General features: G+C 61.0%; 29 protein-coding genes. 21 read left to right on the forward strand and 8 right to left on the reverse strand.

The features are described from left to right. The first annotated feature begins 12 nt into the window (after positions 1–12). From AC1RTP_RS02935 to AC1RTP_RS02985, 11 genes are all read left to right on the forward strand, one after another. The gene (locus AC1RTP_RS02935) at positions 13–645 is read left to right on the forward strand and encodes an NADH-quinone oxidoreductase subunit J (protein WP_498604581.1); all 633 of its coding nucleotides are present in this window, start codon (positions 13–15) and stop codon (positions 643–645) included. Beyond that, the gene (gene nuoK, locus AC1RTP_RS02940) at positions 642–944 is read left to right on the forward strand and encodes an NADH-quinone oxidoreductase subunit NuoK (RefSeq protein ID WP_057259369.1); all 303 of its coding nucleotides are present in this window, start codon (positions 642–644) and stop codon (positions 942–944) included. The genes AC1RTP_RS02935 and nuoK overlap by 4 nt, the downstream gene beginning before the upstream one ends. Before the next feature lie 32 nt (positions 945–976). After that, a complete protein-coding gene (gene nuoL, locus AC1RTP_RS02945) occupies positions 977–3,031 on the forward strand; it encodes an NADH-quinone oxidoreductase subunit L (RefSeq protein WP_498604584.1) in 2,055 nt (684 codons plus the stop codon). Between the two features lie 17 nt (positions 3,032–3,048). Continuing rightward, a complete protein-coding gene (locus AC1RTP_RS02950) occupies positions 3,049–4,557 on the forward strand; it encodes an NADH-quinone oxidoreductase subunit M (protein WP_498604585.1) in 1,509 nt (502 codons plus the stop codon). 22 nt (positions 4,558–4,579) lie between these two features. Then, positions 4,580–6,064 carry an NADH-quinone oxidoreductase subunit NuoN gene (gene nuoN / locus AC1RTP_RS02955; RefSeq protein ID WP_498604587.1) on the forward strand — a complete coding sequence of 495 codons (1,485 nt, stop codon included), beginning with the start codon at positions 4,580–4,582 and terminating at the stop codon, positions 6,062–6,064. Between the two features lie 3 nt (positions 6,065–6,067). Continuing rightward, positions 6,068–6,370 carry a DUF2818 family protein gene (locus AC1RTP_RS02960; RefSeq protein ID WP_498604589.1) on the forward strand — a complete coding sequence of 101 codons (303 nt, stop codon included), beginning with the start codon at positions 6,068–6,070 and terminating at the stop codon, positions 6,368–6,370. 173 nt (positions 6,371–6,543) lie between these two features. Then, positions 6,544–7,101, forward strand: a complete 558-nt coding sequence (locus AC1RTP_RS02965; RefSeq protein WP_498604591.1) for an NUDIX domain-containing protein — start codon at positions 6,544–6,546, stop codon at positions 7,099–7,101. Between the two features lie 4 nt (positions 7,102–7,105). Further along, a complete protein-coding gene (locus AC1RTP_RS02970; protein ID WP_498604594.1) occupies positions 7,106–7,813 on the forward strand; it encodes a hypothetical protein in 708 nt (235 codons plus the stop codon). Next, positions 7,810–8,493: a 2-C-methyl-D-erythritol 4-phosphate cytidylyltransferase gene (gene ispD / locus AC1RTP_RS02975; protein ID WP_498604596.1), complete on the forward strand. Its 684-nt coding sequence runs from the start codon at positions 7,810–7,812 to the stop codon at positions 8,491–8,493. The genes AC1RTP_RS02970 and ispD overlap by 4 nt, the downstream gene beginning before the upstream one ends. After that, complete coding sequence (gene ispF, locus AC1RTP_RS02980; protein WP_498604598.1) at positions 8,490–8,987, forward strand: 2-C-methyl-D-erythritol 2,4-cyclodiphosphate synthase; 498 nt, start codon at positions 8,490–8,492, stop codon at positions 8,985–8,987. Before ispD ends, ispF begins: the two co-directional genes overlap by 4 nt. 4 nt (positions 8,988–8,991) lie before the next feature. After that, positions 8,992–9,879, forward strand: a complete 888-nt coding sequence (locus AC1RTP_RS02985) for a cupin-like domain-containing protein (RefSeq protein ID WP_498604599.1) — start codon at positions 8,992–8,994, stop codon at positions 9,877–9,879. 37 nt (positions 9,880–9,916) lie between these two features. On the opposite strand, the gene AC1RTP_RS02990 is transcribed toward AC1RTP_RS02985, so the two are convergent. Further along, positions 9,917–10,177 (reverse strand): hypothetical protein, encoded by a 261-nt coding sequence (locus AC1RTP_RS02990; RefSeq protein WP_498604600.1) that lies wholly within the window; start codon positions 10,175–10,177, stop codon positions 9,917–9,919. A 133-nt stretch (positions 10,178–10,310) separates the two neighbouring features. Here AC1RTP_RS02990 and AC1RTP_RS02995 point away from each other — a divergent pair, with 133 nt between their 5' ends. Both AC1RTP_RS02995 and AC1RTP_RS03000 read left to right on the forward strand, forming a co-directional pair. Beyond that, on the forward strand, positions 10,311–10,613 hold the full coding sequence (locus AC1RTP_RS02995) for a hypothetical protein (protein ID WP_498604602.1): 303 nt from the start codon (positions 10,311–10,313) through the stop codon (positions 10,611–10,613). Positions 10,614–10,631: 18 nt separating this feature from the next. Further along, a complete protein-coding gene (locus AC1RTP_RS03000) occupies positions 10,632–11,042 on the forward strand; it encodes a VOC family protein (RefSeq protein WP_498604604.1) in 411 nt (136 codons plus the stop codon). Here the strand turns inward: AC1RTP_RS03000 and AC1RTP_RS03005 are convergent, their stop codons facing one another. The 4 genes from AC1RTP_RS03005 to AC1RTP_RS03020 form a co-directional block, all read right to left on the reverse strand. After that, the gene (locus tag AC1RTP_RS03005; RefSeq protein WP_498604605.1) at positions 11,043–12,020 is read right to left on the reverse strand and encodes an FHA domain-containing protein; all 978 of its coding nucleotides are present in this window, start codon (positions 12,018–12,020) and stop codon (positions 11,043–11,045) included. It abuts the gene before it with no gap. Continuing rightward, positions 12,017–13,333 carry a S1 family peptidase gene (locus AC1RTP_RS03010; RefSeq protein WP_498604606.1) on the reverse strand — a complete coding sequence of 439 codons (1,317 nt, stop codon included), beginning with the start codon at positions 13,331–13,333 and terminating at the stop codon, positions 12,017–12,019. Before AC1RTP_RS03010 ends, AC1RTP_RS03005 begins: the two co-directional genes overlap by 4 nt. Positions 13,334–13,366: 33 nt before the next feature. After that, on the reverse strand, positions 13,367–14,020 hold the full coding sequence (ribA, locus tag AC1RTP_RS03015) for a GTP cyclohydrolase II (protein WP_498604608.1): 654 nt from the start codon (positions 14,018–14,020) through the stop codon (positions 13,367–13,369). Positions 14,021–14,194: 174 nt separating this feature from the next. Next, positions 14,195–14,893, reverse strand: coding sequence for a pirin family protein (locus AC1RTP_RS03020; RefSeq protein WP_498604610.1), 699 nt, complete (start codon positions 14,891–14,893; stop codon positions 14,195–14,197). A 105-nt stretch (positions 14,894–14,998) separates the two neighbouring features. Between AC1RTP_RS03020 and AC1RTP_RS03025 the strand changes: the two genes are divergently transcribed. From AC1RTP_RS03025 to AC1RTP_RS03035, 3 genes are all read left to right on the forward strand, one after another. Next, on the forward strand, positions 14,999–15,931 hold the full coding sequence (locus AC1RTP_RS03025; protein ID WP_498604612.1) for a LysR substrate-binding domain-containing protein: 933 nt from the start codon (positions 14,999–15,001) through the stop codon (positions 15,929–15,931). 107 nt (positions 15,932–16,038) lie between these two features. Beyond that, positions 16,039–16,635, forward strand: a complete 597-nt coding sequence (locus AC1RTP_RS03030; protein ID WP_498604614.1) for a glutathione binding-like protein — start codon at positions 16,039–16,041, stop codon at positions 16,633–16,635. Positions 16,636–16,655: 20 nt separating this feature from the next. After that, entirely contained in the window at positions 16,656–17,546 is an 891-nt protein-coding gene (locus AC1RTP_RS03035) for a DMT family transporter (protein WP_498604617.1), read from the forward strand. On the opposite strand, the gene AC1RTP_RS03040 is transcribed toward AC1RTP_RS03035, so the two are convergent. Next, on the reverse strand, positions 17,543–17,890 hold the full coding sequence (locus AC1RTP_RS03040; protein WP_498604619.1) for a KGG domain-containing protein: 348 nt from the start codon (positions 17,888–17,890) through the stop codon (positions 17,543–17,545). The genes AC1RTP_RS03035 and AC1RTP_RS03040 overlap by 4 nt on opposite strands. A 128-nt stretch (positions 17,891–18,018) precedes the next feature. On the opposite strand from AC1RTP_RS03040, the gene AC1RTP_RS03045 reads away from it, so the two are divergent. The 3 genes from AC1RTP_RS03045 to AC1RTP_RS03055 are packed head-to-tail and all read left to right on the forward strand — an operon-like array spanning position 18,019 to position 19,225. Further along, on the forward strand, positions 18,019–18,438 hold the full coding sequence (locus AC1RTP_RS03045; RefSeq protein WP_498604621.1) for a DUF1810 domain-containing protein: 420 nt from the start codon (positions 18,019–18,021) through the stop codon (positions 18,436–18,438). A gap of 2 nt (positions 18,439–18,440) precedes the next feature. Further along, the gene (locus tag AC1RTP_RS03050; protein WP_498604622.1) at positions 18,441–18,821 is read left to right on the forward strand and encodes a glutaredoxin; all 381 of its coding nucleotides are present in this window, start codon (positions 18,441–18,443) and stop codon (positions 18,819–18,821) included. After that, positions 18,821–19,225 carry a PPC domain-containing DNA-binding protein gene (locus tag AC1RTP_RS03055; protein WP_498604894.1) on the forward strand — a complete coding sequence of 135 codons (405 nt, stop codon included), beginning with the start codon at positions 18,821–18,823 and terminating at the stop codon, positions 19,223–19,225. The genes AC1RTP_RS03050 and AC1RTP_RS03055 overlap by 1 nt, the downstream gene beginning before the upstream one ends. A 4-nt stretch (positions 19,226–19,229) precedes the next feature. On the opposite strand, the gene AC1RTP_RS03060 is transcribed toward AC1RTP_RS03055, so the two are convergent. Together AC1RTP_RS03060 and dgt are read right to left on the reverse strand one after the other, a co-directional pair. After that, positions 19,230–19,451, reverse strand: coding sequence for a DUF3820 family protein (locus AC1RTP_RS03060; RefSeq protein ID WP_498604896.1), 222 nt, complete (start codon positions 19,449–19,451; stop codon positions 19,230–19,232). Between the two features lie 5 nt (positions 19,452–19,456). Further along, positions 19,457–20,695 (reverse strand): dGTP triphosphohydrolase, encoded by a 1,239-nt coding sequence (dgt, locus tag AC1RTP_RS03065; RefSeq protein WP_498604623.1) that lies wholly within the window; start codon positions 20,693–20,695, stop codon positions 19,457–19,459. A 45-nt stretch (positions 20,696–20,740) separates the two neighbouring features. On the opposite strand from dgt, the gene AC1RTP_RS03070 reads away from it, so the two are divergent. Both AC1RTP_RS03070 and sppA read left to right on the forward strand, forming a co-directional pair. After that, positions 20,741–22,210, forward strand: coding sequence for a sodium:solute symporter (locus AC1RTP_RS03070; protein ID WP_498604625.1), 1,470 nt, complete (start codon positions 20,741–20,743; stop codon positions 22,208–22,210). Positions 22,211–22,236: 26 nt separating this feature from the next. After that, complete coding sequence (gene sppA, locus AC1RTP_RS03075; RefSeq protein ID WP_498604626.1) at positions 22,237–24,114, forward strand: signal peptide peptidase SppA; 1,878 nt, start codon at positions 22,237–22,239, stop codon at positions 24,112–24,114. The last annotated feature ends 82 nt before the right edge of the window (positions 24,115–24,196 follow it).

Raw genomic sequence — 24,196 nt, forward strand, 5'->3', positions numbered from 1 at the left:
CGAGGATAAATAATGACCTTTACTACTATCCTGTTCTACGTGTTCGCTGCCATCCTGGTGCTGGCATCGCTTCGCGTTATTACGGCCCGCAACCCGGTGCAAGCTGCACTGTTCCTGGTGCTGGCCTTCTTCCAGGCGGCCGGCATCTGGATGCTGCTCAAAGCCGAATTCCTGTCCATCGTGCTGGTGCTGGTGTACGTCGGCGCCGTCATGGTCCTGTTCCTGTTCGTTGTGATGATGATCGACATCGACATGGACAAGCTGCGTGCGGGCTTCTGGAATTACCTGCCGGTGGCTGCGGCCGTCGGCGGCGTGATCGTGCTCGAAATGTCGGCTGTGATCTGGCGCGCTTTCCCAGGCACCGGCACCGCCGTGCCTGAAGCGTCCAACACCATCGGCCAGACCAAGGCCCTGGGCCTGAAGATCTACACCGAGTACATCTACGCGTTTGAAATCGCGGCCGTGGTCCTGCTGGTGGCGATCGTTGCCGCCGTGGCCCTGACCCTGCGCAAGCGCAAAGATACCAAGGCTATCGACCCGGGCGTTGCTGTCCGCGTCAAGCGTAACGACCGCCTGAAGATCGTGAAGATGGACGCTACCGTCCACGCTCCGGTCGCTGCCGCAGAAACGAAGGAGGCACCATGACTTTATCCTCGGTACTGATCCTGGGCGCGATCCTGTTCGCGATCTCGATCGTCGGTATTTTCCTGAACCGTAAGAACGTCATCGTCCTGCTGATGGCCATCGAACTGATGCTGCTGGCAGTGAACATGAACTTCATCGCGTTCTCGCACTACCTGGGCGACGCGGCCGGGCAGATCTTCGTCTTCTTCATCCTGACCGTGGCGGCTGCCGAATCGGCAATCGGCCTCGCGATCCTGGTGGTGATGTTCCGTAACCTGGACACCATCAACGTCGAAGACCTGGACAGCCTCAAAGGCTAAGTTAAATCCTCGAAAAATAGATAAGGTAAATCATGACGGGGCAACTTAACCCAACCCTCCTTCTGGCCGTTCCGCTGGCGCCATTGGCAGGTTCCGCAATCGCGGGCCTGCTGGGCACCAAGTTCTTCGGCAATGTCGTTGGCCGCAAGGTGTCGCATACCGCGACCATCCTTGGCGTGCTGATCGCTTTCCTGATCTCCTTCCAGACCCTGCTGCAGGTGATGGATGGCGCAACTTATACCGGCGACCTGTATCGCTGGATGACCGTGGGCAGCGTCAAGCTGGCCGTCGGCTTCCACATCGACTCGCTGACCGCGATGATGATGAACGTGGTGACCTTCGTGTCGCTGATGGTGCACATCTACACCATCGGCTACATGGCTGAAGACGAAGGCTACAACCGCTTCTTCTCCTACATCTCGCTGTTCACCTTCTCCATGCTGATGCTGGTGATGTCGAACAACTTCCTGCAGCTGTTCTTCGGCTGGGAAGCTGTGGGCCTGGTGTCCTACCTGCTGATCGGCTTCTGGTACACCCGCCCGACCGCGATCTTCGCCAACATGAAGGCCTTCCTGGTCAACCGTGTGGGTGACTTCGGCTTCATCCTGGGCATCGGCATCATCCTGGCCTACACCGGCTCGATGGACTACGCCGAAGTGTTCGCCAAGAAGGACATCCTGGTCAACGGCACCCTGCCGGGCTTCGGCTGGGCGCTGATCTCGGTCGCTTGTATCTGCCTGTTCATCGGCGCGATGGGCAAGTCGGCGCAGTTCCCGCTGCACGTCTGGCTGCCTGACTCGATGGAAGGCCCGACCCCGATCTCCGCACTGATTCACGCGGCAACCATGGTTACCGCAGGTATCTTCATGGTGACCCGCATGTCGCCGCTGTTCGAAATGTCGGACGCCGCACTGTCGTTCATCCTGGTGATCGGTTCGATTACCGCGCTGTTCATGGGCTTCATGGGCATCATTCAGAACGACATCAAGCGCGTGGTGGCTTACTCGACCCTGTCGCAGCTGGGCTACATGACCGTGGCGCTGGGTTGCTCGGCTTACTCCGTGGCCGTGTTCCACCTGATGACCCACGCCTTCTTCAAGGCACTGCTGTTCCTTGGCGCCGGCGCCGTCATCATGGCGATGCACCACGACCAGGACATCCGCAATATGGGCGGCCTGAAGAAATACCTGAAAGTGATCTGGATTACCTCGCTGCTGGGCTCCCTGGCGCTGATCGGTACCCCGTTCTTCTCGGGCTTCTACTCCAAGGATTCGATCATCGAAGCCGTGGCTGCGACCCACATCGCCGGTTCGGGCTTCGCTTACTTCGCCGTGATCTGCGGCGTGTTCGTGACCGCGTTCTACTCCTTCCGCATGTACTTCCTGGTCTTCCACGGCCCGGAAAACTTCGGCAAGGAACACCACCATGCGCATGATTCGCACCACGCTGACGAAGGCGAAGAGGACGACCACGGCCACCACGGCCTGGCTCCAGGCGAGAAGCCGCATTCGCCAGGCCTGGTAGTGACCCTGCCTCTGATCCTGCTGGCCATCCCTTCGGTGGTGATCGGCGCGATCGCGATCAAGCCAATGTTGTTCGGCGACTTCTTCAAGGACGTGATCTTCGTCGGTGAAAACCACCACGCGATGCACGAACTGGCAGAAGAGTTCCACGGCGCTGTTGCCATGGGCCTGCACTCGTTCACCTCGCTGCCATTCATCCTGGCGCTGGCTGGTGTGGTCGCAGCTTACGTTTGCTACATGGTCAAGCCTGCGATTCCAGCCTGGTTCTACGCCAAGTTCAAGTTCCTGCACACCCTGCTGGACAACAAGTACTACATGGACAAGTTCAACGAAGCTGTCTTCGCTCGCGGCGCACGCCTGCTGGGCGAGGGCCTGTGGGCAGCCGGCGACCGCGCCATCATCGATGGCCTGATGGTCAACGGTTCGGCGAAAGTGGTGGGCTGGTTCTCCAGCATCACCCGCGTGTTCCAGACCGGCTACATCTACCACTATGCCTTCGTCATGATTATCGGCATCCTGGGCTTCCTCGTGTACTTCCTGCCTTTCTGGCAGGCTAACAGCTGACGCAAAAGAGATAACAAATGCAGTCAACGACTAATCTTTCTACATATCTGAGCCTGTCGATCTGGGTGCCGATTATTTTCGGCCTGATCATCCTGGCCGTCGGCCGCGATTCGCGCGCCGGCATGGTGCGCGTGCTGTCGCTGGTCGGCTCGCTGGTCTCGCTGTTGCCGACCATCCCGCTGATCACTCAGTTCAATACCGAAGCCCACGGCATGCAGTTCGTCGAGAAGGCTCCCTGGATCGAGCGCTTCAACATCTTCTACTCGCTGGGCATTGACGGCCTGTCGATGTGGTTCATCCCGCTGACCGCCTTCATCACCATCATCGTGGTGATCTCGGCGTGGGAAGTGATCACCGAACGCGTGGCGCAGTACATGGGCGCGTTCCTGATCCTGTCCGGCCTGATGATCGGCGTGTTCAGCGCCACCGACGGCCTGCTGTTCTACTTCTTCTTCGAAGCGACCCTGATCCCGATGTACATCATCATCGGCGTGTGGGGTGGTGCGAACCGCATCTACGCTGCGTTCAAGTTCTTCCTCTACACCTTCTTCGGCTCGCTGCTGACGCTGGTCGCTATCATCTACCTGTACAACAAGTCCGGTAGCTTCGATATCCTGGCATGGCACAAACTGCCGCTGACGATGAATGAGCAGATCGCGATCTTCTTCGCCTTCTTCATGGCCTTCGCTGTGAAGGTGCCAATGTTCCCAGTCCACACCTGGCTGCCGGACGTGCACGTGGAAGCGCCGACCGGCGGTTCCGCAGTGCTGGCCGCAATCATGCTGAAGCTGGGTGCTTACGGCTTCCTGCGATTCTCGCTGCCTATCGTTCCTGACGCTTCGCACAAGCTGGCGCCAATGGTCATCGTGCTGTCCCTGATCGCTGTTATCTACATCGGCCTGGTGGCCCTGGTGCAGAAAGACATGAAGAAACTGGTGGCGTATTCGTCCATCGCGCACATGGGCTTCGTGACCCTGGGCTTCTTCATGTTCAACGACATGTCGGTGCAGGGCGGTATCGTGCAGATGGTTTCGCACGGCTTCATTTCCGGCGCAATGTTCCTGTGCATCGGCGTACTGTACGACCGCATGCACTCGCGACAGATCGCCGACTACGGTGGCGTCGTGAACAAGATGCCTAAGTTCGCAGCACTGTTCATCCTGTTCTCCATGGCTAACTGCGGCCTGCCAGCCACCTCCGGCTTCGTGGGCGAGTTCATGGTGATCCTGGGCGCCGTGAAGTTCAACTTCGTGACCGGCATCCTGGCTGCCACCGCCCTGATCTTCGGCGCGGCTTACTCCCTGTGGATGGCCAAGCGCGTGATCTTCGGCGCGATCACCAACCCGCACGTGGAAGAACTGACCGACGTCAACAACCGCGAGTTCCTGATGCTGGGCATCCTGGCGATCGCTGTTCTGGTAATGGGCCTGTACCCAGCACCGTTCACCGACGTGATGCAGGTTTCCGTGGCTGACCTGCTGGCGCATGCAGCTCAAAGCAAGCTGCCAGCCGTTGTGGCCCCTTGATTGCAGATAGGACCAAGTTTTCATGAATACCACTAACCTGATCCCGATGTACGCAGAAGTCTTTCTGCTGATCGCTGCTTCGGCGATCCTGCTGATCGACATGTTCCTCGACGAGGGCAAGCGCGCGATCACCTACATGCTGACGCTGGCGACCCTGGTGGGCGCGGCCTTCTTCAGCTTTGCCGACTACAACGCCGGCACCACCGTGTACTCGTTCTCGAACATGTTCCTGAACGACCCGATGGGCAACCTGCTCAAGCTGTTCTCTTACCTGACCATGGCGATGACGCTGGTGTATGCACGCCAGTACTCCACCGACCGCGGCATGTTGGGCGGTAACCTGGGTGGCGAGTTCTACGTCCTGGCACTGTTCTCCCTGCTGGGCCAGAACGTGATGATCTCGGCAAACAACTTCCTGACCATCTACCTGGGCCTGGAACTGATGTCGCTGTCGCTGTACGCCCTGGTGGCACTGCGCCGCGATAACGCCCGCGCTACCGAAGCTGCGATGAAGTACTTCATCCTGGGCGCGCTGGCTTCCGGCTTCCTGCTGTATGGCATGTCCATGCTGTACGGTGCGACCGGCACCCTGGATATCTCCGAAGTGGCTCGCAAGCTGGGCACCGGCACCGTCGACAAGTCGATCCTGATCTTCGGCCTGGTGTTCGTGGTGGCTGGCCTGGCCTTCAAACTGGGTGCCGTGCCGTTCCATATGTGGGTGCCGGACGTCTACCAGGGTGCGCCAACCGGCGTGACCTTGCTGCTGGGCGGTGCACCAAAGCTGGCGACTTTCGCCATCTGCGTGCGCCTGCTGGTGGAAGGCATGCTGCCAATGGCGTTCGACTGGCAGCAGATGCTGATGATCCTGGCCGTGCTGTCGCTGGCTATCGGTAACCTGACCGCAATCGCACAGACCAACCTGAAGCGCATGCTGGCTTACTCCACCATCGCGCAAATGGGCTTTGTGCTGCTTGGCCTGCTGGCCGGCGTGGTTGGTCACGACACCGCCAACGCTGCTGCTGCCTACTCGGCTGCGATGTACTACTCGATTACCTACGTACTGACCACCGTTGGCTCGTTCGGCATGATCATGCTGCTGGCGCGCCAGGGCTTCGAAGCGGAAGAAATCGACGACTTCAAGGGCCTGGCCAAGCGCAGCCCGGCTTACGCCGCGCTGATGTCGGTGCTGATGTTCTCCCTGGCCGGCGTGCCGCCGATGATGGGCTTTGCCGCCAAGTTCGCAGTGCTGCAGTCGGTGCTGGCTACCGGCGCCGTATGGCTGACCGTGTTCGCAGTGATGTTCTCGCTGGTGGGCGCGTTCTACTACATCCGCATCGTGAAAGTGATGTGGTTCGACGAAGCGGCCGACAACAATCCGCTGGTCGTTCACGGCGACAAGGGCCTGGTACTGGCTTTGAACGGCGTGGCCGTTGTGGTGCTGGGCATGATTCCTGGCCCGCTGCTGAACGCCTGCATGTCGGCGATGTCGAAGACCCTGGCTTCCTGATAGATGGACGTCAATGCATCATCCTGGCTGGTCATCCTGCTCGCAGTGGTGGCCGCCAACCTGCCTTTCCTGAACGAGAAGGTGTTTGCCCTGGTTCCGCTCAAAGCCGCCAAGAAGTCATTTCTGGTGCGGCTGGCGGAACTGGCTGTGTTGTATGTCGTCGTAGGCGGCATTGGCATGGCCCTCGAATCCCGCATCGGCACCGCGTTTCCACAGAACTGGGAGTTCTACTGGGTCGCGGCTTTCGCCTTCCTGGTGTTTGCTTTCCCTGGCTTCGTGGTACGCTACCTGCGTAAACACCACTAATTGAACCGGATAAACCGGGGTCAGACCCCCAACGGTTTTACGAGCGCGGGGTTGGTTCTAGGCTTTTGACTTTTTGAGAAGATCAAAGGCGCACAACCAAAATCCAGCGGCTGTAAAACCGTTCGGGGTCTGACCCTGCGGGTCAGACCCCGGTTTAACGGGTTTAGAAAACCATGGACAAGCACCTAAAAGAAACCAAAATAGACGGCGGCATCGCCTACGACGGCGGCTTCCTGAAAGTCCACCGCGACACGGTCAGCCTGCCGGACGGCAAGCACACCAAGCGCGAATACATCCGTCACCCCGGCGCAGTCGTCATCATCCCCGTGCTGGACGACGGCAGAATCCTGCTGGAACGCCAGTACCGCTACCCGAACGACCGCGTCTTCATCGAACTCCCCGCCGGCAAGATCGACCCGGGTGAAGACCCATTGGCCTGCGCCATCCGCGAGTTGGAAGAAGAAACCGGCTACACCGCCACCGAATGGAAATTCGTCAGCACCATCCACAACGCCATCGCCTACTCGGACGAGCACCTGGACATTTTCCTGGCGCGCGGCCTGACCGCCGGCGAAACGAAACTGGACGACGGCGAATTCATCGAAACCATCAGCGTCACGGTGGATGAAATGCTGGACTGGGTCCGCAACGGCAAGATCACCGACGTGAAAACCGTCATCGGCGCCTTCTGGCTGGACAAGCTGCGCGCCGGCGCCTGGAAGCTGGACTAAGTCCATGAACGCTTCGCGCAGCCTGATGCTGGTTGGCGCCCTCGCGGCGAACCAGGCGCAGGCAGCGCAAGTGGAACGGACGCTGTTCCAGATCCGCTGCGAAGACACGATCAGCAAGACTGTGTCGGTATTGTCGGCACGCCAGAACGGGTATTCGGTCAACACGCAGCTATCGTACAAACAGCTGTCGGCCATGCGGACCGAGAAGATGCCGGCAACCGGCTATGTGCTGGGCCTGACCCGCACAGAATCGCGCGTGCAGATTGGCCTCGATGGACCGATGCTGACCGACCCTGCGAGCGGCTATGAGTGTGTGGCGCCGCAGATCAAAGTGCAGCTGACGTACGCGCCGGTGCGTATTTATGTGGGCAATGAATTCCCGCCGGGGACATGCGGTTACGCTGAGATCCTGTCGCACGAACTGCGCCACATGAATGCCTACATGGACCACTTGGTCAAGGTTGAAGGCGTCGTACGCTCGGCACTGGCACGGCGCTTTGAAGGCAAGCCGCTGTACGCGCCTGCCGGCACCGCGCGTTCGGCGCTGGAGCATGAGATCGACAGCGGCTGGATGCCCTACATCAAAGCCGAAATGGCCAAGGTGGAAGTACAGCAGGCGCTGATTGATTCGCCGACAGAATATGCCCGCCTGGGCAAAGCCTGCAACGGCGAGATACAGAATATTTTGAGGAAGACACGTAGCCGAAAATGAAGCGATACTTCGCATTGATTCCAGCCGCCGGCATCGGCGCGCGCATGGCTGCGGCCACTCCCAAGCAGTACTTGCCGATCAACGGCGTACCCATGCTGCAGCATACGCTGGACGCGTTCCACAAGAGCGAGCTGATTGCCCACACCTTCGTGGTGGTCAGTCATGACGATGGCTATATCGACTCGATTACGCCGGAAGGCGGCGTGACGATCCTGCGCTGCGGCGGCGCCACGCGCATGGAGTCGATCCTCAATGGTTTGCGCGCTATGCGTGCGGAGTTGGGCGACGACGACATGGTGCTGGTGCACGACGCCGCGCGCCCAGGCCTGACGCCGGCCCTGATCGCGAAACTGATCGCCGCAGTGGGCGACCACGAGGCTGGCGGCCTGCTTGCGCTGCCGGTGGTAGACACTGTAAAGTCCACGCGCACCGGCGCCGTGCAGACCACGCCGCGTGATGGGCTGTGGCTGGCGCAGACGCCGCAGATGTTTTCCTATGCCTTGCTGGTGCGCGCACTGGCGCTGGCGCCGGACCCGAATGCGATCACCGATGATGCCAGCGCGATTGAAATGCTTGGCTTCTCGCCGAAACTGGTAGAAGGCCATCCGCGTAACCTGAAGGTCACGCTGCCGACCGATATCGCGATCGCAGAAATGTATTTGAGACAGGATTCAAAATGACGCAACTTCCATTCCGTATCGGCCAGGGCTACGACTCTCACCGCCTGGTTGAATGTCGCAAGCTGATTCTCGGCGGCGTTGAGATCCCGCACGAGCGTGGTCTGCTTGGCCATTCGGATGCCGACGCGCTGCTGCATGCGATCACCGACGCCATCCTTGGCGCGGCGGCGCTGGGCGATATCGGCAAGCATTTCCCTGATACCGCCGAAGAATTCCGCGGCGCCGATTCACGCGTGCTGTTGCGCGAAGCTGCCAAGCGCGTGCGCGCAACAGGCTACGATATCGGCAACGTGGATTGCACCATCATTGCCCAGCGTCCGAAAATGGCGCCGCACATCGCCACGATGGCGGCCAATATCGCCGCCGACCTGGGCGTGCCGGTCGGTCATGTGAACGTCAAAGCCAAGACCAACGAGAAGCTCGGCTACCTGGGCCGCGAAGAAGGCATCAACGCCGAAGCAGTGGCGCTGCTGGTGCTGCGCCAGGGCGCGTAAATTCATGTCGTCACGCCTGCCGCCGCTCGACGCCTCTCGTGTCGATCCTCCCGATGAAGAGGGCCAGCGCGCGAAGGCCGAGGCGCGCGCCCGCCGCGATGCCGAGGTGCGCGGCGTGTCGTCGATGGAGGAAATGCGCCAAGCGATCAAGCAAGCCGCGCGTGCGCTGCCTGCGATCACCGAGATACCGCGGGTCCGCATGCCTAGCGCCGCCGACTTCCGCGCCCGTGCGCGCGAAGGCCTGCCATTCCTGATCCCCGGCGCCATCGCCCGCTGGCCAATCAGCGCGCTCGGCCCCGAAATCCTGCGCGAACGCTTCGGCGACGTGCACGTGCGCGCCCGCGTCGGCGACTACATCGGCACCGCCTTCGCGCCAGACCGCGCGATGCTGGACACCACGATGCGGGAATACCTCGACCTTGCCGAAGCGACCGAAGGCCTGCCGCCATACCTCGGCAACCTCGAGCTGCGCGAGTTGAACAGCATGTGCCACTGGCCGACGTACTTTGAGAAAATGGGCCCGCCGCGCTTTTGGATCGGCCCGGCGGGAACGGTGACGCCGCTGCATAGCGACTATGACGACAACATCTTCGCGCAAGTATGGGGCACCAAGCGCATCTTCCTCGCCCCACCGCACCACGACGAATTCCTCTACACGCGCGAAGCCAACCCAGTCTTGTTCGGCAGCCCCTTCGACCCGGAGTCGCCCGACTTCGACCGCTACCCGTTGGCCCGGCAGGCCACGCTGATCGAAGTCATTGTGCAGCCCGGCGACATGCTCTACGTCCCCGCTGGCTGGTACCACCAGGTCCGCGCCCTGACATTCTCCCTCTCATCCAACCGCTGGGCGCGCGGAAAGCCGTTTGCACTGCAAGACCGTCCATGTGGTTAGAAGACTTTCAGCGCTGGCCCTCAAGTAACGCCCCCGGTCATTTCGGCAGCACTGGGCGGTTGGCATAAGCGTGCAGGCGGCGCTTGAAATCTTCAATTTGTTCTCGCGTTGCGGGCTTACCCATATATCTGACGATGCCGTCTTGCCATTCGCCAGGCAGTATTTCTGGATTGTCTTCGTCGAAGACAATGTCCTCGTCGTCCATTGCGTGGACTCGATCCCAATCGGTCAAATCACTGCAGTGTTTCGAGGAATTCCCGGACTTCTCGCCTGGTTGCTTTTCGAAGGGATATGACATGAATGTGTTCCTCGTCTCCATTTCATTTTCAGTGTATCCCTATGAGATATGACGTCAAGCGAGCTCTGCGGGAAGTTCATTTTCCCGCTTGGTGAGCCGGGCGATGTTGAGGTGGATCAGGTAACATGCGGGGATGACAAGAGATACTTTTGATTACCGCGACGTGGCAGTGGAGTCGCTGGAAGAGGACGGCCAGGTTGTCGTGCGGCCAGTGAATGGGCAGGCGTTCAGTCCGGAGATGCGGGTGCAATGTTCGCGGCAGTTGCGCGACACCGCTGTGTACCCGCTTGGGACTTGCTTCCTGGTGCTGGCGAAGATGACTGACCGTTTGGGCGGGGAGCCTTACCTGTATGTCTTCCACGGTGATCCGGTGAAGGCGCTGACGCCGAAGCAGCTGGATACCTTCCTCAATGACCGCCGCCGCTTGCGTATCTAATCCCTAAGGAGACGAGCTTTGATCAAGATCCGTGAAATCGACCACATCGTCCTGCGCGTCGTTGATGCCGACCGCATGATCCGTTTTTACACCGAGGTCTTGGGCTGCACCGTCGAGCGCCGCCAGGACGAGATTGGCCTGATCCAGCTGCGTGCTGGCAGTTCGCTGGTGGACCTGGTGCCGGTCGATAAGAAGCTGGGGAAAATGGGCGGCGCCGCGCCGGGCAAGGAAGGCCGCAACGTCGACCATTTCTGCTTCCGCGTTGAGCCTTTTGATGAAGCGGCGATCCGTGCGCACCTGAGCGCGCATGATGTCCCGAATGGTCCGTCCGAATCGCGCTACGGAGCGGAAGGCGAGGGGCCGTCGATCTACGTCAACGACCCCGAAGGCAATACCGTCGAACTTCGCGGCAAGCCTTACGCAAGCTGATTAATCGTCGTCGTCCTCGTCGTCTTTCTTGAGCTTCGAGGACTTGCGGGCTTTGTCGGCTTCCGCTTTCATTTTGGCCGCGCCACCCATGAAATCATCGACGCTGTGGTCTTCGCTGTGACGCATCGAAGGCGGCAGGATCACGGACATATACAGCTCATCGCGCAGGCGGCCTGCATTCTCGTAATTGCGCATCAGGATCAGCCCCGAACCCAGGGCCAGGAACACGGCGCAGGAAGAGATGAAAGAGCGCGGCTTGAGCGGCTTGATGGTGCGCAGGTGGTTGTAGATCATCGCCACCAGGATCAGCATGACGATGTGGTTGCCGTAGCGCGTGAACACTTCCGCTGACCAGGCATAGGCCAGAACTCCGCTCAAGGCCTTCCATGCGCCAATCGCTACCAGGCCGCTGCCGAGGATGAAGAGGTGGCGTCCCAAGCGCGCATGCCCGCTGAACAGGCGATTGGCCAGCGCCCACACGCCACTCCACACCATGCCGGCGCCGACGCCGGTCGCAATCACCAACAGGTAGCGAATGGCCTGGAAGGCGCCGGTATCGGCCAGCGCTTCCGTCACACCGACAAACAAAGCGATCAGCGCCATGCCTGCCAGCGCAGGCACGCCGCCTTCCCATGCGTGCATGGTGGTGTCGGTGACTTCGGCTTCGACGGGGAAAGCAGCGTCGCGAATGCGCAGGCGGGTGTGGCCCAGGCGGACCACGGTGGTGCCGTTGATCGGCACGCGGGCCTGGCGTTTGCCATGGATTGCGATGCCGTTCTGGCTGCCCAGGTCGCGCATGACCAGCGCACCGTCTTCGGCCAGCTCCACTACCGCATGGGTAGGCGCGGTGTGCGCATCGTCGAGGATGAAATCGTTGTTATAGCCGCGGCCAATGGTGATCGGCAGCTTTTCGACACGGTGCCGGTGCAGCACGTCGCCATTGCGCGCCAGGGTCTCGATGAAGAAAGGGCCGTTCATTTCTTGCCCCCGCGCGACAGCGATTCGAGGAAGGCGCGCGAAGCACGCAGGCCGTTTTCGTACGAAACGCCACGTGCGTCGAGGCGGCTTTGGAGATTCATTTTTCCTTCGTCGGTGCTCGAAGTGAGCAGGGCGAAGTCGTACAAGCCGTCGAACTTGCGGTAGGCGCGCACGCACATCACGGCGCGCATTGGCAGGTTGCCGTTCTTGACGAATTGTTCGGTGCAGGTGGGGCCGGTCAGGCGCTTGTCTTTGTAGCTGCCGAAGTTCTCGTTCTTGAAGGAGTTGCTGGACAGGACGGCGAAGCGCACTTCATCCAGGCCAGTGCTCTTCATGTACTGGTGCTGGATCTGCACCTGGCCGGTCTGCAGCGAGCTCGAAACGAACAGCGAGGACTCCATCTGGCAGTTGGTCACTTCCACCGAGAAGGAATCGCGGTCGTTGGATCGCCCCCAGCAGCGCATCTGCTCCGATTCGCGCACCGGCACCGAGTAAGGGCCCATGGCTTTGGCAGTCAGCGGCTTGGCCAGCAACTGGTCGATCATGGCTTTCTGGTGCACCAGCAGTTGCTGCGCAACGATGGCGGTGAAGTCCTTCGGCGGCTTGGCCTCCGGCTCGACTTTCTTCAGCAGTTCCTGCGCGTAGCGTGCCGGGACGAGGAAGGACACCAGTTCACCATCCAGGCGTTTGGAGACGTTGATGCCTGCGACCGCGCCATCCACGGTCACGCTTGGGCCGCCGCTCATGCCGGCGTTGATCGGGCCAGTGAACATCAGCTGCTCGTAGAAGCTGCGCGCGATCACGCCGTTGAACGAGCCTTCCGAAATCGCGAAGCCCAGGTCGAGCGGATTGCCCATCGAGTACAGGTACTGGCCTTGCGTCAGCGTGACCGGCTTGTCGCCCAGCTTGAAGTAGCCGGTGCCGTAGCGGTTCACGCGCACCACGGCCAGGTCGTGCAGCACGTCCACCGCCAGCAGCTCGATGCTGCCGCGCTGGCCGGCCGTGTCGACCCACTCGCCGGTGTAAGTATCAGGATCGAGCGCGAATTGCGAAACGACGTGGTAGTTGGTCAGGACCAGGTTGGAGGTGCCGACCAGGAAGCCGGAACCGACGGAGGATTGCGTGCGGCCGGTCTTCAGCAGCGACCGTACTTGCAGCAGGTCGGCCTTGGCGGCGGAATAGAGTTTTTGCGCGGTGCTCGATGGTGTCGGCAGGGCGACTGCATCGGCGGCGGAAGGAGGGACTTGCTGTGCGTTGGCTGCTGCGCAGCCCCAAGTCAAAGTCAGTATGAATGCCAGTTTAGAGAATTTCATCTAATCCTATCTTCGACGTGGGGCGGGGCCGGGTTACAGCGATCCGTCTTCGGCGGCGGGCGGGGTGGCTGGGGTCATCATATGTCCCAGTTTTAGCGCCTTGGTATTCAGGTAGTGCTGGTTGAAGGCGTTGCGGTTGACCAGTAGCGGCACTCGTTCCGCCACTTCGACGCCGAGGGCGCCCATAGCTGCGATTTTGCGCGGGTTATTGGTCATCAGCTTCAGGCTCTTCACGCCGAATTGCTTCAGCATCGGCTCGACCAGGGCATAGTTGCGCTGGTCAGGCTTGAAGCCCAGTTGTTCGTTGGCTTGCACGGTGTCGGCGCCTTGCTCTTGCAGGCGGTAGGCGCGCATTTTGTTGATCAGGCCAATGCCGCGGCCTTCCTGGCGCAGGTAGAGCAGCACGCCGCGGCCTTCTTCGGCGATGCGTTTCAGCGCGCCTTCAAGCTGGGCGCCGCAGTCGCAGCGCTGGGAGAACAGCACGTCGCCGGTCAGGCATTCGGAGTGGACGCGGGCCAGGACTGGCTCGCCGTTGCCGATATCGCCCAGCACCATGGCCAGGTGCTCCTTGCCGGTGGCGTGTTCGACGAAAGCATGCAGCGTGAACTGGGCCCATGGCGTCGGCAAGGCGCATGAGGTGACGTAGTCCAGTTCTTCTTTTACCGGTTGTTCTGCTGCGGGCTGCATCTTGCTCTTTCGATCTTTGTATTGTGGAACCCTGCAATCATAACAAAAACCCGGTAAATCTGGGTCAGACCCGCAGGGTCCGACCCTCAACGGTCTCACGGCCACAGTTTTGGTTCCCTTGGCCGGGGCGCAGACGGTGTCTGTCCCTGCGGGTCAGACACCGATTTACCGGGTTTAAGGCAGGTCGAAGAGCAAAACTTCGACATCCTGGGCGCCGGACAAGGTTACCGCAGTTTCGCCGGTAATCTTGGCGGCATCGCCACCTTTCAAGGCGGTGCCGTTGACGGTCAGCGCGCCCCGGATCACGTGGACATATGCCTGGCGGCCTTCAGCCAGCGTATGCACCACATCTTCCCCGCCATTCAGGATCGAGGCATAGATAAAGGCATCCTGGTGCACCAGCACCGATCCATCCCGCCCATCAGGCGAAGCAACCAGCCGCAAAGCACCGGTTTTGCTCTCGGGCGTGAAGTGCTTCTCTTCATATCCAGGCTCAATGCCCCCCTGCGAAGGCTGGACCCAGATCTGCAGGAAATGCACCCCTTCAGTGTTCGAGTGGTTGTATTCCGAGTGCCGCACGCCGGTACCAGCCGTCATGCGCTGCACATCGCCATACTTGAGCACCGAGCCATTGCCCATGCTGTCTTTGTGCTCCAGCTGGCCGCTCAATACATAAGAGATGATTTCCATGTCGCGGTGACCGTGGGTGCCAAAGCCCTGGCCTGGAGCCACTTTGTCCTCGTTAATCACCAGCAGCGGGCCGAAACCAACGTGTTCCGGATCGTAGTAGTGACCGAAGGAAAAGCTGTGACGGGAATCCAGCCAGCCAAAGTTAGCGACACCACGTTCTTCAGATTTGCGAATTTGCAACATGTTTATCTCCTTGTGCGATAATTTCGATCAGATGTTTCACAGTATAGGCTCGCTTTATCGTGTTAAAAAGCGAATAATTTGCCTTCATATGATCGAAAATTTCGAATGCTAAGACTAAGCCTGGAAGCCCTGCAAATCGTGGATGCTATCGACCGTGGCGGCTCGTTCGCAGCCGCGGCGCGCGAACTGTTCCGCGTCCCTTCGACGATTTCCTATACCGTCGGCAAGCTGGAAGAGGAGCTTGGCGTGCAAGTCTTCGAACGTATCGGCCCGCGCGTCGAACTGACTGCGGCGGGGCGCGAGCTGCTGAAAGAAGGGCGTTACCTGCTTAAGGCGGCGGGCGACCTGGAACAGCGGGTGCGGCGCGTGGCTTCGGGCTGGGAGACGGAGCTGACTGTCGGCCTGGACTCCATGTTCGGCGCCGCCGTGCTGATGGAAGACGTACGCGCCTTCTACCAGGTGACGCAGCAAACCCGCCTGCGCGTGTCGCAGGAAACCCTGGGCGGCAGCTGGGAAGCCTTGCTGGAGAGGCGCGCGGACATTGTGGTCGGCGCGCCGGGCGATGGTCCTGCCGGCGGCGGTTACGTGTCGCAGCCCATCGGCAATTTGAAATGGATATTCGCGGTAGCGCCCCAGCATCCGCTAGCGCAAGTGCCGGGCCGCCTGGGCCGCAACGAGCTGCAACTGCATCGCGCCATCGCCACCGCCGATTCTTCGCGCCTGCTGGCGCCGCGCACGGTAGGCCTGGTGCTGGGGCAGGACACGCTGACCGTGCCGACCATGCAAGCCAAATTCGATTGCCAGCTGGCGGGCCTGGGCTTCGGTTTCCTGCCCGAGCGTTGCGCGCGCGAGGCCATCGCCGACGGCCTGCTGGTGGAAAAAGAGGTGGATGAGCCCAAGCCCGACGAAACCTTTTACCTGGCCTGGCGCAGCGGAGAGTCCGGTGCGGCCCTGCGCTGGTGGCAGCAGCGCATGTCGGAGCCGAACCTATTTGATCGTCTATGCACCCACTTGCCGACAGTTGCGCACGATCAATAAATGAGCGACAAGTCATGCTGGCTCTATAAAATTTGCCAACGCTGGACCTTTGTTGGAGCCAGTGCCCGGAGCAAACTAACCCTGACGAACAATCGAAAGGGATTGCCATGCTGGACTTCTACTATCTCCCGACGCCCCAAGGTCAGCAATTGCTGATGTTCCTGGAAGAGACTGGCTTGCCGTACCGGCGCATTCCTAATCCGAAGGCGTTGGCCCTGGTCGACCATTGGCCGGTGGATGGCGGCGACGCTTTGCCGCTGCAAGAGTCGGGGGCCATGCTGCTCTACCTGGCCGAGAAGGCGGGCTTCGGCATGCCGGCCAGCCTGCGCGGGCGGGTGGCGCTGCGGCAATGGCTTTTCTGGCAGAAGTCGTTCGAATGCCAGGGGCAGCAAACAGCGGCGCAGTTTGATGCGCTCGAAAAGCAGCTTGAACTCGGCGCATTCCTGTGCGGCGAGCAGTATTCGGTAGCAGACATAGCGTGCTTCCCCTGGGTAAGCGTCCGCGGCGCAGCGCTTTCCGGCTATCCCCACCTCGCACGCTGGTTCCACGCAGTAAGCCAGCGCCCAGCCACTCAGCGCGCCTACGGCCGCGAAATGTCCACCTTGGGGTCAGGAACAGAAGTGGACATTCGGCCGAAGGCCAGAATGTCCACTTTCGTTCCTGACCCCAAGGTGGACATTTCGCTGGAGGGGGTGTTGCCATGAGGCGGGGGGATGTGGGGCGGATGGTGTTGGTGGCGGCGATCTGGGGGGCGTCCTACCTGTTCATCCGCGTTGGGGCGCCGGCGTTTGGGGCGGTGGCGATGGGCGGGGTGAGGGCGGTCGCTGCGGCGCTGCTGTTGCTGCCGCTGCTGCTGTGGCGCGGGCAGGCGTCGGCTTTCCGCAAGTATTGGCGCGGCATCGCATTCGTCGGCGTGACCAATGCGGCGCTGCCTTTCCTGCTGTTTAATTTTGCGGCGCTGACCATTCCGGCGGGGCTGTCGTCGATCCTAAGCGCGACGACGCCTTTGTTCGCGGCCCTGATCGGCGCCATCTGGCTGGGCGAGCGTCTGACGATCACCCGTATGGCCGGGCTGGCGCTGGGGTTTGGCGGCGTGGTGCTGCTGGTCGCGGGCAAGCTACATTTCCTGCCGCAACATGACATGCTGCAAACCACGCTGGCTTCGCTGGCGTGCCTTGTGGCGACGCTGCTCTATGGAATTTCGGGTAATTTCAGCAAGCGTTATCTGTCAGAGGCGCCGCCCTTGGCGGTGGCGACCGGTAGCCAGGTGGTGGCGGCGATCTTGCTGATCGGCCCGGCGCTGGCGCTATGGCCTGCTGAGCCGCCTTCGGCCAAGGCTTGGGGAGCGGTGCTGGCGCTGGCTGCGCTGTGCACGACCTTTGCATATGTGCTGTTCTTTGGCTTGATTGCGCGGCTGGGCGCGAGCAAGGCGATGAGCGCGCTGTTCATGATTCCTGCGTTCGGTGTGCTGTGGGGCTGCGTGTTCCTGGGTGAATCGCTGACGTGGCAGATGGTGGGGAGCTGCCTGGTGATCCTCGCGGGGTGCGCGCTGACCACCGGGCTGCTGCCGAAACCGTCGCGTTGGACGGTTCCGTTCATGACGCGGCGCGTTTAACGCTTGTCATCGTTTTTGTGACTCTGGCGGCCAGCTTCTGCGTGCTGTTCCGGCGTGCCGCCACGGGTGCCGCCACCGCTGCTGCCGGTGTTGCTGCCACTCTGGCGGCTGCCAGTGTCTGAGGAACCGGACTGGCGGTTGCCGTCATTCTTGTGGCTCATGCTGCCGGCTTTGCGTGCTTCTTCCGAGGTGAACTCGTGCGCATTGCCGGAAGCGTGGGCAGCCTTGCCGCCTTCGCTTGCAATTTCACGCTGTTTTTGCGGGTCCATCGAAGCGAAGCCGCGGTTGCTGGTGTCGCCCGACTGTTTGTTGCCGCCGCGGTTGTCTTGATTACTGGATGCCATGATCATCTCCCATTTCGGTTCAAGGAGACGTCATGGTAGGCGTGACGAAGGGGCCTATTAATCAGAACACGCGACCAGAGTTTGTAGGAGAATGGCTCATTGAAAAGTAATTTTTCGGTGAGGACGCCATGTACAATCTGGAGCGCTTTGTCGCCGCACAGGACAGTATTTACCAGCAGGTCTTCCGCGAACTGTCGGCTGGACGCAAGCGTAGCCACTGGATGTGGTTCATCTTTCCGCAGCTGGCTGGCCTGGGCTACAGCGTGACGGCGCAGCATTACGCGATCAGTGGGCTGGCGGAGGCGCGCGCTTACCTGGATCATCCCGTGCTCGGGTCACGGCTGCGCGAATGCAGTGCGCTGGTGCTGGCTGTCCAGGGAGCCACAGTCCATGGTATCTTCGGGTCGCCGGACAATATGAAGTTCCATTCTTCGATGACGCTGTTTGCACAGGCGTCGCCCGGTGACGCATTGTTCCGCGATTGCCTCGACAAATATTTTGGCGGCGTGCCCGACCAGGCCACGCTTGATTTACTGGACAAGGAATAACGATGACCCGAAAGATTCTCGACGACGCCCACCTGCACCCGGCCATCCGCGAACGCGTGGCGAAAAACCACGCCGATATCGTGACCGAAGTGCAGGCTGCCGTCGCCGCCAACCGCGTACTGGTGGTTGGCATGCGCGGGAATCCCTTCCCGAAAAAAGCGCGCAAGCTGCTGGACGCGCAGGGCGTGCAGCACGCCTACCTTGAATACGGCAGCTACTTCAGCATGTGGCGCCGCCGCACCGCGCTGAAGATGTGGACCGGCTGGCCGACCTTGCCGATGATTTTCGTCGACGGCGTTTTGATCGGCGGCTTCTCCGACCTGGAGCGCCTGGTTGAAACGGGCGAGTTCAAGGCCATGGTGGCGCCGCGCCTGCCGGCATGATGGACGCGCTGCCGCTGCGCCTGAATCCGGGCGATGACTTGCGCGGCGCCGTTGAACAGGCCTTGCGCGATGCGGGCGCCACGGCGGGCTACCTGGTGCAGGGCATCGGTAGCCTGTCGGTGGCGCAGATCCGCTACGCGGGATTGGCGCAGCCGACCGAATTGCTTGGCGACCTGGAGATCCTGACGTTGGCTGGTTCGGTGGCGCCCGATGGCGCGCACTTGCATATGATGCTGTCCGACGCGCGCGGCCGGGTCTTTGGCGGGCATGTGGGCCGTGGCTGCATTGTGCGCACCACGGCGGAACTGCTGCTGGTGCTGCTGCCGGCGCACAGCTTCTCGCGCGAGCATGATGCGCTGACCGGCTTTGCGGAACTAGCAATCCGGCCCGCGCCGCAGGATTAGCGGCCTAGCGGCGGCTTCCCTGCCGCAGCGGCTCGAGCAGGGCGCGCAGGTTGTTGTGGTCGATCTCGTACATCAGGGCCAGCAGCGCGCCCAGTTCTCCTTTCGGGAAGCCTTCGCGCGCCATCCAGCCAAGGTAGTGACCTGGCAAGTCCGCCAGCTTGCGGCCTTTGTACTTCCCATATGGCATATCGCGCGCCACCAGCATTGCCAGGTATTCCGGGTTCATAGCGTTCATGCCAGTGGATAGATCCGATCCAGGCTGCCGGGGCCGAAGTATTTTTCGTACTCCTTGGCGGCGTAGGAATCCATCATGCCGGAGATGTAGTCGACCACCAGGCGCTCTCGTGAGTCTTTCAGGCTGCGGATGGCTGGCGGCAGCAGGATGCCGCCCTTGTTGTAAGTCTTGTCGGTGAGGACTTCGAACAGGCCGCGAATGATCTTCTCGCCGCGCTTTTCATACAGCTGCACGTCCTTCTTGCGCAGGATGGCGCGCCACAGCAGGCTTTTCAGGCCGCGCGCCAGCAGGCCTTTGCTGCTGTAGCCCAGTTCCGGACCGTGCTTGCCTTCGACTACGGCGATGTCGCGGCACAGTTCATGCACGATTTGCGAAGTCAGCTCCTTGCGCAGCACGATGGAATATTCTTCCGAGCTTTCCTGCATATCGCATTTCAGCGCTTCTTCGTGGGCGTGGTTGGCGATGCTGGCGAACTGCTCGTAGGCGGCGGAGAAGTCCTTGCTGATCTTGAATTCGTGGACGATCTCGCCCCAGGTGATGATGCCGAAGCTCAGTGCGTCTTCCACATCGTGCGCGGCATAGGCGATTTCGTCGGCCAGGTCCATGATCTGGGCGTCGATACTCTTGCGCAGCGAAACTCCGTGCGCGGCGAGCTGCTCGGACAGGAATGCGTAATCCTCGTCGTACAGGAATTTCTTTGGATTGTCGGCGCGGCGCTGGAAGTATTTGGTGATGCCGAGCAGGGAGCGCACGGTCAGGTTCAGGCCCGCGTAGGCGTGGTGCTTTTTTTCCAGCGTGCGCAAGGTGCGGAAGGCCTGGGCATTGCCTTCAAAGCCGCCATGGCCGGCCACCAGTTCGTCCAGAATTTTTTCACCGTAGTGGCCGAAGGGCGGGTTGCCGATATCATGGGCCAGCGAGCAGGTCTCCGATACGACGCTGCGCTCCAGCCCCAGGTCGGCGGCAATGGAGCGGGCGATTTGCGCCACTTCCAGGCTGTGCGTCAGGCGGTTGCGGTTGAAGCGGTTGGCGTCCACCCCGAGCAGCTGCATCTTGCCCTGCAGGCGGCGGAAGGAAGACGAATACAGCACGCGCGCGTAATCGCGCATGCATTCTTCGCGGCCTTCGCTGCGGCCATCGGCCTGGCTGTGGACGCGGTATTCGAGCGGCAGCACCAACGCCTCCTGGGCGCGGGCAAAATCGATGGTGGATTGAGCGTACATGTGGCGATTGTACATTCGGGTGTATATTGCGGCCCACTAGTTTCATCGCCGGATAAAAAAATGTCTCCTGTTTTACTTTTTCTCGTCGTACTGGCCTATTTCGGGCTGCTGTTCGGCGTAGCCTGGGCCACTTCACGCAACGCCAATAACGATAGCTTTTTCATCGGGAATAAGAGCTCGAACTGGATGCTGGTGGCCTTCGGCATGGTGGGTACCACCCTGAGCGGCCTGACGTTCATCAGCGTGCCGGGCGCCGTGGGGCGCGATGGGTTCGGCTATATGCAGATTATGATCGGCTATTTCGTGGGCTATATCGCGGTGGCCTACGTGCTGCTGCCGCTGTACTACCGGCTGAAACTGACTTCGATCTACCACTACCTGGATGTGCGCCTGGGCCGCCGTTCCTACCAGAGCGGAGCGGCCTTCTTCATTTTGTCGCGCACCCTGGGCGCTTCGGCGCGCCTGTACCTGGTGGTGAACATCCTGCAGGCGACAATCCTGGACAGCCTGGGCGTGCCGTTCTGGATCACGAACCTGGTGATCCTGGCGATGATCTTGCTCTATACATATGAGGGCGGCGTCAAGACCATCGTCTGGACCGACACCCTGCAAACCACCGGCATGTTGTTTGGCCTGGTGGCCTGCACGGTCTTCCTGCTGAACGAAATGAACCTGGGCGTGCTGGAAAGCCTGGAGCATATGCGTTCCAGCGGCCTGGCGCGCGTGTTCACCAGCGATATCGACAGCCCGGCATATTTCTGGAAACAGGTGCTGGCGGGCGCCTTCATCGTCGTCACCATGACTGGCATGGACCAGGAAATGATGCAGAAGAATATCTCGGTGCGCACGCTCCGCGATTCGCAAAAGAATATGCTGGCGCTGAACCTGATCCTGGCCGGTGTGCTGGTGCTGTTCCTGTTCCTGGGCGGCTTGCTGTACCTGTATGCGCCGCAGGTGGGCGTGAGCGCCAGCGGCGACAAAATCTTCCCGGCTGTCGTGATGGGCCATTTGCCGGCCGCGCTGCAACTCATATTCATGCTTGGCCTGATCAGTGCCTTGTTCCCGAGTGCGGACGGCGCAATCACGGCGCTGACTTCGTCCTTTTGCATCGACATCCTCGGCGTGAAGCGGCGGGCGGACTTGGGAGAGGGCGCGCAATTGCGCATCCGCCACCGCGTGCACCTGGGCTTCTGCGCGCTGTTCCTTGTGCTGGTGATGGCGTTCAAATGGATCGATAGCGCCAGCATGATCGGCGTGATCCTGAAACTGGCCGGCTATACCTACGGCCCGCTGCTTGGCCTGTTCGCCTTCGGCCTGCTCAGCAAACGGGCGGTGAACGACAAGCTGGCGCCGTGGGTTGCGCTGGCCGGGCCGCTGCTGTGCGCCCTTGTCGATTTCAACCAGCAGGTCTTGTTCGGCAGCTACCGCATTGGCCTGGAACTTCTTGTCATCAATGGCCTGCTGGTTATGGCTGGGCTCTACCTCATTTCTTCACCCGATAAGGCGAATGTCGCTTATAGTGTGAAGTAGTTATTATTTTGGCACTGGGAGTAAAGATGTCTCGCTCTGTTTTTTCGTATATCCGTGGCGGTTTTGCCTGGTTCTGGCGTGCCGTTGACAGCAGCCGCCGCGCCACCATGAATTTCCTGTTCTTGCTGGTGCTGGTGTTCCTGATCGCTGGCATTTTCGGCGGCGGCGTTAAGCCGCTTGGCGACAAGACCATGCTGGTACTGAACCTGGAAGGTGGGCTGGTTGAACAAGCGGCTGGCAGCAGCCGTGATGCGCTGATGGCCGGCCTGGCCGGTGGCGAAGTGCACAAGTCCGTGCAGCTGCGCGATGTATTGAACGTGCTCGATGCGGCCGCCAAAGATCCGCAAATCGGCGGCCTCGTGCTGGTGCTGGATGAAATGCAGGGCGGGGGCCAGGCCATGCTGCGCGAAATCGGCGCGGCAGTGGACCGCTTTAAGGCCAGCGGCAAGAAGGTCGTTGCCTGGGGCTCCAGCTTCAACCAGCGCCAGTACCAGATCGCCATGCATGCAGATGAGGTCTACCTGCATCCAATGGGCGCGGTATTCCTGGAAGGCTTCGGCAAGTACCGCAATTACTACCGCGATGCGCTGGACAAGGTGGGCGTGACCGTGAACCTGATGAAGGTCGGCACTTATAAGAGCTTCGCCGAGCCGTACATCGCAAACGGCCCATCGCCGGCGGCGGCGGAGGCAGATGCCTTCCTGTACAACGACCTGTGGGCGCGCTACACCGCCCAGGTGGAAAAATCGCGCAAGCTGCCTGAAGGCGCGGTGATGAAGGCGATCGACAACCTGCCGGCACTGGTGGCCGAGGCCAAAGGCAACCTGGCCCAGGTGGCGCTGAATGCGAAGCTGGTCGACGGCCTGAAAACCAAGGATGAACTACGCGTGATGATGACCAAGCTTGGCGTGGACGACCCTGCGGTCAAGTCCTTCCGCCAGGTCAGCTATCACGATTACCTGGCCCGCGTGTTCCCGAAAATCACGGGCGATGCGATCGGTGTGGTGATGGCCGTGGGTGAAATCAGCGATGGCGATGCACCGGCCGGCCAGATCGGCGGCGCGTCGACCGCGCGCCTGGTGCGCATGGCGCGCGAAGACAGCTCGATCAAGGCCGTGGTGCTGCGTGTCGATTCGCCTGGCGGCAGCGCTTTCGGTTCGGAGCTGATCCGCCGCGAGCTGGAGCTTACCCGCGCGGCGGGCAAGCCGGTCATCGTTTCGATGGGTAATGTGGCCGCTTCCGGCGGTTACTGGATTTCGATGGCGGCGGACGAGGTGATTGCCGATCCGGCCACCGTGACCGGTTCCATCGGTGTGTTCGCGCTGTTCCCGACCGTGGACAAGGTGATCGACAAGCTGGGCATCCATACCGCCGGCCAGACCACCACCTGGCTGGGCGATGCGGCCAATCCGCTGCGTCCAATGGACCCTCGCTTCGGCCAGTTGATCCAGGGTGCGATCGGCCATACTTACGAGGAATTCACCAGCCGTGCCGCCAAGGCGCGCAAGACCAGCGCCGACAAGATCGATGCCGTGGGCCAGGGCCGTGTCTGGACCGGTGCGCAGGCGCAGGAGCGTGGCCTGGTTGATACCCTGGGCGGCTACAAGGATGCGCTGAAAGCTGCTGCGCGCCACGCGAAGATCGCTGGCGAGCCTCGCGTGGTGTACATCGAGCGTGAGCAGACGCGCTTCGACAAGGTACTGGAATTCTTCGGCGCTTCGTCGGCCAAGGCTGCCGCGGCCAAGGCCTTCGGCGAGCAGGCGCGTGGTTCGCTGCTGCCGGCCGGCATTCCAGCTGGCGTGGCGAGCGAGGTGGTGCAGGACTTGGGCTGGCTGAACGAGATGACTGCCCAGCGCAAGCCGTTCATGGCGCTGACCCATTGCCTCTGCAGTTCTCCCGACTAGTTTGTAGCAGCGTTGTAAGCAGTTGTTACAGAAGAAAAGCCGCCGGCCCGTCCGGCGGCTTTTCTTTTGGGGCCGCCGGTGG

The sequence above is a fragment of the Pseudoduganella sp. GW821-FHT11H04 genome (genome assembly GCF_058807935.1).

Bases quoted from the DNA above. Each gene is read 5' to 3' on its own strand.
- AC1RTP_RS02935 (WP_498604581.1), top strand. From the start codon at position 13: ATGACCTTTACTACTATCCTGTTCTACGTGTTCGCTGCCATCCTGGTG.
- nuoL (WP_498604584.1), top strand. From the start codon at position 977: ATGACGGGGCAACTTAACCCAACCCTCCTTCTGGCCGTTCCGCTGGCG.
- AC1RTP_RS03045 (WP_498604621.1), top strand. From the start codon at position 18,019: ATGTACAATCTGGAGCGCTTTGTCGCCGCACAGGACAGTATTTACCAG.
- AC1RTP_RS03060 (WP_498604896.1), bottom strand. From the start codon at position 19,451: ATGAACCCGGAATACCTGGCAATGCTGGTGGCGCGCGATATGCCATAT.
- AC1RTP_RS03020 (WP_498604610.1), bottom strand. From the start codon at position 14,893: ATGTTGCAAATTCGCAAATCTGAAGAACGTGGTGTCGCTAACTTTGGC.
- AC1RTP_RS03055 (WP_498604894.1), top strand. From the start codon at position 18,821: ATGGACGCGCTGCCGCTGCGCCTGAATCCGGGCGATGACTTGCGCGGC.
- AC1RTP_RS03035 (WP_498604617.1), top strand. From the start codon at position 16,656: ATGGTGTTGGTGGCGGCGATCTGGGGGGCGTCCTACCTGTTCATCCGC.
- AC1RTP_RS03025 (WP_498604612.1), top strand. From the start codon at position 14,999: ATGCTAAGACTAAGCCTGGAAGCCCTGCAAATCGTGGATGCTATCGAC.
- nuoN (WP_498604587.1), top strand. From the start codon at position 4,580: ATGAATACCACTAACCTGATCCCGATGTACGCAGAAGTCTTTCTGCTG.
- AC1RTP_RS02950 (WP_498604585.1), top strand. From the start codon at position 3,049: ATGCAGTCAACGACTAATCTTTCTACATATCTGAGCCTGTCGATCTGG.
- sppA (WP_498604626.1), top strand. From the start codon at position 22,237: ATGTCTCGCTCTGTTTTTTCGTATATCCGTGGCGGTTTTGCCTGGTTC.
- AC1RTP_RS02970 (WP_498604594.1), top strand. From the start codon at position 7,106: ATGAACGCTTCGCGCAGCCTGATGCTGGTTGGCGCCCTCGCGGCGAAC.
- AC1RTP_RS03005 (WP_498604605.1), bottom strand. From the start codon at position 12,020: ATGAACGGCCCTTTCTTCATCGAGACCCTGGCGCGCAATGGCGACGTG.
- AC1RTP_RS03010 (WP_498604606.1), bottom strand. From the start codon at position 13,333: ATGAAATTCTCTAAACTGGCATTCATACTGACTTTGACTTGGGGCTGC.
- AC1RTP_RS02995 (WP_498604602.1), top strand. From the start codon at position 10,311: ATGACAAGAGATACTTTTGATTACCGCGACGTGGCAGTGGAGTCGCTG.
- ispF (WP_498604598.1), top strand. From the start codon at position 8,490: ATGACGCAACTTCCATTCCGTATCGGCCAGGGCTACGACTCTCACCGC.
- ribA (WP_498604608.1), bottom strand. From the start codon at position 14,020: ATGCAGCCCGCAGCAGAACAACCGGTAAAAGAAGAACTGGACTACGTC.
- AC1RTP_RS02960 (WP_498604589.1), top strand. From the start codon at position 6,068: ATGGACGTCAATGCATCATCCTGGCTGGTCATCCTGCTCGCAGTGGTG.
- dgt (WP_498604623.1), bottom strand. From the start codon at position 20,695: ATGTACAATCGCCACATGTACGCTCAATCCACCATCGATTTTGCCCGC.
- AC1RTP_RS03040 (WP_498604619.1), bottom strand. From the start codon at position 17,890: ATGGCATCCAGTAATCAAGACAACCGCGGCGGCAACAAACAGTCGGGC.
- nuoK (WP_057259369.1), top strand. From the start codon at position 642: ATGACTTTATCCTCGGTACTGATCCTGGGCGCGATCCTGTTCGCGATC.
- ispD (WP_498604596.1), top strand. From the start codon at position 7,810: ATGAAGCGATACTTCGCATTGATTCCAGCCGCCGGCATCGGCGCGCGC.
- AC1RTP_RS03050 (WP_498604622.1), top strand. From the start codon at position 18,441: ATGACCCGAAAGATTCTCGACGACGCCCACCTGCACCCGGCCATCCGC.
- AC1RTP_RS03070 (WP_498604625.1), top strand. From the start codon at position 20,741: ATGTCTCCTGTTTTACTTTTTCTCGTCGTACTGGCCTATTTCGGGCTG.
- AC1RTP_RS02965 (WP_498604591.1), top strand. From the start codon at position 6,544: ATGGACAAGCACCTAAAAGAAACCAAAATAGACGGCGGCATCGCCTAC.
- AC1RTP_RS03030 (WP_498604614.1), top strand. From the start codon at position 16,039: ATGCTGGACTTCTACTATCTCCCGACGCCCCAAGGTCAGCAATTGCTG.
- AC1RTP_RS02985 (WP_498604599.1), top strand. From the start codon at position 8,992: ATGTCGTCACGCCTGCCGCCGCTCGACGCCTCTCGTGTCGATCCTCCC.
- AC1RTP_RS02990 (WP_498604600.1), bottom strand. From the start codon at position 10,177: ATGTCATATCCCTTCGAAAAGCAACCAGGCGAGAAGTCCGGGAATTCC.